Annotated in this window: 5 protein-coding genes and 1 pseudogene; all 6 read left to right on the forward strand. The window is 71.5% G+C overall.

What is annotated here, in order from left to right:
• Positions 1 to 821 precede the first annotated feature (821 nt).
• Positions 822 to 1,304: a CarD family transcriptional regulator gene (locus FGW31_RS18815; protein ID WP_003953493.1), complete on the forward strand. Its 483-nt coding sequence runs from the start codon at positions 822 to 824 to the stop codon at positions 1,302 to 1,304.
• A 361-nt stretch (positions 1,305 to 1,665) separates the two neighbouring features.
• Positions 1,666 to 2,442, forward strand: coding sequence for a 2-C-methyl-D-erythritol 4-phosphate cytidylyltransferase (gene ispD, locus FGW31_RS18825; protein WP_142194601.1), 777 nt, complete (start codon positions 1,666 to 1,668; stop codon positions 2,440 to 2,442).
• Positions 2,432 to 2,926, forward strand: a complete 495-nt coding sequence (gene ispF / locus FGW31_RS18830) for a 2-C-methyl-D-erythritol 2,4-cyclodiphosphate synthase (protein WP_142194602.1) — start codon at positions 2,432 to 2,434, stop codon at positions 2,924 to 2,926. Before ispD ends, ispF begins: the two co-directional genes overlap by 11 nt.
• Before the next feature lie 132 nt (positions 2,927 to 3,058).
• Positions 3,059 to 4,459, forward strand: a complete 1,401-nt coding sequence (gene cysS / locus FGW31_RS18835) for a cysteine--tRNA ligase (RefSeq protein WP_142194603.1) — start codon at positions 3,059 to 3,061, stop codon at positions 4,457 to 4,459.
• A 121-nt stretch (positions 4,460 to 4,580) separates the two neighbouring features.
• The gene (rlmB, locus tag FGW31_RS18840) at positions 4,581 to 5,522 is read left to right on the forward strand and encodes a 23S rRNA (guanosine(2251)-2'-O)-methyltransferase RlmB (protein WP_142194604.1); all 942 of its coding nucleotides are present in this window, start codon (positions 4,581 to 4,583) and stop codon (positions 5,520 to 5,522) included.
• Positions 5,523 to 5,640: 118 nt separating this feature from the next.
• Positions 5,641 to 6,000: pseudogene (locus tag FGW31_RS18845) on the forward strand (hypothetical protein); the annotation flags it as partial.

Consider the following 6,000-nt stretch of genomic DNA (forward strand, 5'->3'; position numbering starts at 1 on the left):
CCCTCCCCGAGACCTCCGGCGTTAGCCCGGGAAGCGGTCCGCCCACCGTGGCGTCACCGGTCACGTCCCCCGTCGCGTCACCGGTCGCGTCCCCGTCACGTCGCTGCTCGCATCACCGTGTCGCGGCCCCCGGCGGCCACGTCGCGGCGGGGCGGCGGCCTTCCACGGCGCCCGGTCAGCTCTCCCCGGTGAGCCTCCCCGCCGAGCCTCCCCCTCCGGTCTTCCGTTCCGGTCTCCCCGTTCCGGTCTCCTCCCAGGTCTCCCCCCGGTCTCCTCCGGCGGTCGGCGGTCGGCGGTCGGCGGTCGGCGGTCGGTCGCCGGTCGGACGCCGGTCGGTCGGCGGTCCGCCGGCGGTTCCCTCGGCAGTCACACGAGTCACAAGTGACTCGTTAGTAAACTTTCGCCACTTGATCCTCCGCACTTCCCGGCCATTCATCTGATCGCGCATTTCTCGTGAACGAATGAGCGGGAGGCTCTGGAATTGATCACCGGACGTCGATCCTCACACCGTGTGATCAATTCCGGAAACGGCCGGAACCCGGCTCCCGGACACCGAACGGAGTAGCGGAACTCGAGCATCTGGAACCGGACATATGGGGATGTTCGGCCGCTCGTGCGCGGGCCCGGATGCGTGTAACGTGCGCGTTTCACTCGCCCCGGAGAGCCGCTCCGACCTGCGAATACCCGCTTCCGCTCGGCGGTCGAAGCACGTTCCTGTTGCTGTTGTCAAGCCCCGAGAATGGCCCTGACCTGCGAAAACGCCATTCAGAAGACGCCGTATCCGTGTTACCCTGGATAGCCACGGAAGGGGTACCTGTCACATGACGTTCAAGGTTGGCGACACCGTGGTCTATCCCCATCACGGGGCCGCGCTGATCGAGGCTATCGAAACTCGCCAGATCAAAGGCGTGGACAAGACCTACTTGGTGCTGAAGGTCGCCCAGGGTGACCTGACGGTACGTGTGCCAGCGGACAATGCGGAGTTCGTCGGCGTGCGTGATGTGGTCGGTCAGGACGGGCTGGACCGGGTCTTCGAGGTGCTGCGCGCGCCGTACGCCGAGGAGCCCACGAACTGGTCCCGTCGTTACAAGGCAAACCTGGAGAAGCTCGCCTCCGGTGATGTCATCAAGGTCGCGGAAGTCGTGCGTGACCTGTGGCGTCGTGAGCGCGAGCGCGGACTCTCCGCCGGTGAGAAGCGCATGCTCGCGAAGGCGCGTCAGATCCTGGTCAGCGAGCTCGCCCTCGCGGAGAACACCAACGAGGACAAGGCCGAGGCTCTGCTCGACGAGGTTCTCGCCTCCTGAGCCGTCCGCTCTGCCCGCCCGGCGCCCGCTCGCCGGCGCCCAGCGGATCCAGGCAGCACGCTCAGCGTCGAAACGCTCAGCACATCGAAATGCCGCGGTGCCCGATGACGTCATGGATGTCGCCGGGCGCTGCGGCATGTCCGGACCCGGACGGCGTCCGTACGCTGCACTTGCGCCATACCGGGGAATGTGTCATCACTCACGTCCCACCCCTGGCGTGCCGGGCCCGGGCGGTCGACTCGACCAGAGTCACGGAAGGGGCTGGTCAAGGCGTCACGCCCGGCACTCCCCCCACCCTGGGGCAGGGGGTACGCCCAGGCCATACCCACGTAGGCCGAGCACACAAACCTGACAGGAACCGATGTCTGACGATCCGCTTCCCACGCCCTCGCCGAACCCCGCCTCCGACCGTACGACAGCCCGCACCGCGGCCGTCATCCCGGCCGCCGGCCGGGGCGTGCGCCTCGGACCGGGCGCACCCAAGGCGCTCCGCACGCTGGGCGGCACGCCCATGCTCGTCCACGCGGTCCGCGCGATGGCCGACTCCCGCGCCGTCTCCCTCGTCGTCGTGGTCGCCCCGCCCGACGGCGCCGCCGAGGTCAAGAGCCTGCTCGACACGCACGCGCTGCCCGAACGCACCGACGTCCTGGTCGTCCCCGGCGGCGAGAGCCGACAGGAGTCCGTGAAACTCGGCCTGGACGCGCTGCCGCCCGGCTACGACATCGTCCTCGTGCACGACGCGGCCCGCCCGCTCGTCCCCGTCGACACCGTCGACGCCGTCATCGAGGCCGTACGCGACGGCGCACCCGCCGTGGTGCCCGTGCTGCCGCTCTCCGACACCGTCAAGCAGGTCGAACCCGCCGCCGCACCGGGCGGGCCCGAGCCGGTGGTCGCCACACCGGACCGGTCACTGCTACGGGCTGTGCAGACCCCGCAGGGCTTCGACCGGGCCACCCTGGAACACGCGCACGCGACCGTGACCGGCAACGTCACCGACGACGCCGGCATGGTCGAACAGCTCGGCACCACCGTCGTCGCCGTACCCGGCCACGAGGAGGCCTTCAAGGTCACCCGCCCCCTCGACCTGGTCCTCGCCGAGGCGGTCCTGGCCCGCAGGAGGCTCAACGATGGCTTCTGACCCGCACCCCCTGCCCCAGGTCGGCATCGGCACCGACATCCACGCCTTCGAGGACGGCCGCGAACTGTGGTGCGCCGGCCTGAAGTGGGAAGGCGAAGGACCCGGCCTCGCCGGACACTCCGACGCCGACGTCGTCGCCCACGCCGCCTGCAACGCCCTGTTCTCCGCCGCCGGCCTCGGCGACCTCGGCCGGCACTTCGGCACCGGCCGCCCCGAATGGTCCGGCGCCTCCGGCGTGACCCTGCTGACGGAGGCCGCGCGCATCGTGCGGGAGGCGGGCTTCCGCATCGGCAACGTCGCGGTGCAGGTCATCGGCCCCCGCCCGAAGATCGGCAAGCGCAGGGACGAAGCCCAGAAGCTCCTCTCCGAGGCGGCCGGCGCCCCGGTCTCCGTCTCCGGCGCCACCACCGACGGCCTGGGCTTCCCCGGCCGCGACGAAGGCCTGATGGCCGTGGCGACGGCACTCGTCGTACGCGAGGGATGAGCGGCCCGGCCCGGACGGAACGCCGGGCCGCGCCGACACACACCGCGCGGGCACGACCGGCCGCACGTGACATACGCCCGTGAAACGGCCGTACGCACCGTGCACGGCCCCGCGCCCACTACCCTTGGACACGTGACTATTCGCCTGTACGACACCAGCGCCCGGCAGATCCGTGACTTCACCCCGCTCCAGCCGGGCTGCGTCTCGATCTACCTGTGTGGTGCCACCGTGCAGGCGGCGCCCCACATCGGACACATCCGCTCGGGCCTGAACTTCGACATCATGCGCCGCTGGTTCGAGTACCGCGGCCTGGAGGTGACGTTCATCCGCAACGTCACCGACATCGACGACAAGATCATCGCCAAGTCCGCCGAGCAGAACCGCCCCTGGTGGTCCATCGGCTACGACAACGAGCGCGCCTTCACCGACGGCTACCGCGCCCTCGGCTGCCTGCCCCCGACCTACGAACCGCGCGCCACCGGCCACATCACCGAGATGGTCGAGATGATGCGCGGCCTCATCGAACGCGGCCACGCCTACGAGGCCGACGGCAACGTCTACTTCGCCGTCACCTCGTTCCCGGAGTACCTGAAGCTGTCCAACCAGGAACTCGACAACCTGCTCCAGCCGTCCGCCGAGGGCGAGACCGGCAAGCGGGACCCGCGCGACTTCGCCATGTGGAAGGCGGCCAAGCCCGGCGAGCCCAGCTGGGAGACACCGTGGGGCCGCGGCCGCCCCGGCTGGCACCTGGAGTGCTCGGCGATGGCGCACAAGTACCTCGGCACCGCCTTCGACATCCACGGCGGCGGCCTCGACCTGATCTTCCCGCACCACGAGAACGAGATCGCCCAGGCCAAGGCCTACGGCGACGAGTTCGCCCGGTACTGGGTGCACAACGCCTGGGTCACCATGAGCGGCGAGAAGATGTCCAAGTCGCTCGGCAACTCGGTGCTCGTCAGCGAGATGGTCAAGCGCTGGCGGCCCATCGTGCTGCGCTACTACCTCGGCACCCCGCACTACCGGTCGATGATCGAGTACAGCGAGGAGGCCCTGCGCGAGGCCGAGTCCGCGTTCGCGCGGATCGAGGGCTTCGTGCAGCGCGCCGCGGAACTCGCCGGACGGCCGGTCGAGCCGTCCGCCGAGGTGCCGCCGGCCTTCGCCGAGGCCATGGACGACGACCTGGGCGTCCCGCAGGCGCTCGCCGTCGTGCACACCACCGTCCGGCAGGGCAACAGCGCACTGGCCGCCGACGACAAGGACGCGGCCGTCGCCCGGCTCGCCGAGGTCCGCGCCATGCTCGGCGTGCTCGGCCTCGACCCGATGGACCCGCACTGGGCCGGCGACACCGACAGCGGCGAGGACCTGCACGGCGTGGTCGACAGCCTCGTACGCCTCGTCCTCGACCAGCGCGAGGCGGCCCGGGCCCGCAAGGACTGGCCCACCGCGGACGCCATCCGCGACCGGCTGGGCCAGGCCGGACTGGTCATCGAGGACAGCGCGCAGGGACCCCGCTGGAGCCTCGGCCCGCGCTGAGGAGCCGGGCCACCGAAGATCCAGTGTGCCGTCCGGGCCTCTCGGACGGCACACTGCACAGGCACACCCCACCACACAGGCACAGACGCACCACCCACGACTTCACGGAGACGGATACCTCATGGCCGCGAACAACCGCCGCATGTCCGGCAAGAAGGGCGCGCAGGTCGGCAGTGGCGGCCAGCGACGCCGGGGCCTGGAAGGCAAGGGCCCCACCCCGCCCGCCGAGATGCGCAAGGGCCACGCCAAGCAGCGCGCCGCCCAGGCGAAGGCGCGCCGCACCCAGGGCCGCCCGCAGCAGCGGCGCGGCGGCGGCCGCTCCACCTCCGAGCTGGTCGTCGGCCGCAACCCGGTCGTCGAGGCGCTGCGCGAGGGCGTCCCCGCCTCCACGCTGTACGTCCAGCAGTTCATCGACAACGACGAGCGGGTCCGCGAGGCGCTGCAGCTCGCGGCCGACCGCGGCGGCATCAACCTCATGGAGGCGCCCCGCCCCGAACTCGACCGCATGACGAACGGCCTCAACCACCAGGGCCTGGTGCTCCAGGTCCCGCCGTACGAGTACGCGCACCCCGAGGACCTGGTCGCCGCCGCCCACGACGAGGGCGAGGACCCGCTGATCGTCGCCCTCGACGGCGTCACCGACCCGCGCAACCTCGGCGCCGTCGTGCGCTCCGTCTCCGCCTTCGGCGGCCACGGCGTGGTCGTGCCCGAGCGGCGCGCCGCCGGCATGACCGCCGGCGCCTGGAAGACGTCCGCCGGCACGGCCGCGCGTACGCCGGTCGCGCGCGCCACCAACCTGACGCGCGCGCTGGAGGCGTACAAGAAGGCCGGCATCGCGGTCGTCGGCCTGGCCGCCGACGGGGAGGCCGAGATCGGTGAGCTGGACGCGCTGGAAGGGCCGGTCGTCATCGTCGTCGGCAGCGAGGGCAAGGGGCTGTCCCGGCTGGTCGGCGAGACCTGCGACTTCCGGGTGCGGATCCCGATGCCCGGCGGCGCCGAGTCGCTCAACGCCGGTGTCGCCGCGGGCATCGTGCTGTACGAGGCGGCGCGCCGCCGGGGCTGAACGGCCGTTCGGCCGCGTCACCCGAACGGAGTGTTCCGGGCGGTCCGGACAAGCTTGACGCGGTCCGGACACATCCGGCGGGTCAAGGCAGTGTCCTAACGCCGCGTCACTCGGTTAGATGAGTGTGGACACCAGAACACCCCGCACACCCACGGGGGACCGCTCGTCGGGACTCGACGACGCTCCCGCGCTGAGCATGGTGAAGGTGCCGAGCGATCCGGCGCAGGTCATCGTCAATCACGCCAGCTTCCGCGTGCAGCTGGGAGCCTCGGCGCGGCACGCCTCGTCGCCGCGGATCGCACGGCACATCAGTGCCGCCGAGGACACCGCCCGCATCCCCGTCGTCACCACCGTCGGCACGGCGGGACCGGCCGCCACCCGCCGCCGTCCCGTCGTCTGGAGCGGCCGCTCCGCCCCCGACGACACCGGCGCCCACCGACTGCTCCAGGCCGTGCGGCGCGGGGGCCTCCGCTACGCC

The sequence above is a fragment of the Streptomyces calvus genome, from assembly GCF_006782915.1.
In the GTDB taxonomy this organism is placed as follows: Bacteria; Actinomycetota; Actinomycetes; order Streptomycetales; family Streptomycetaceae; genus Streptomyces; species Streptomyces calvus.

Coding starts and splice junctions, on each gene's coding strand:
- FGW31_RS18815 (WP_003953493.1), top strand. CDS start 822: ATGACGTTCAAGGTTGGCGACACCGTGGTCTATCCCCATCACGGGGCC.
- ispD (WP_142194601.1), top strand. CDS start 1,666: ATGTCTGACGATCCGCTTCCCACGCCCTCGCCGAACCCCGCCTCCGAC.
- ispF (WP_142194602.1), top strand. CDS start 2,432: ATGGCTTCTGACCCGCACCCCCTGCCCCAGGTCGGCATCGGCACCGAC.
- rlmB (WP_142194604.1), top strand. CDS start 4,581: ATGGCCGCGAACAACCGCCGCATGTCCGGCAAGAAGGGCGCGCAGGTC.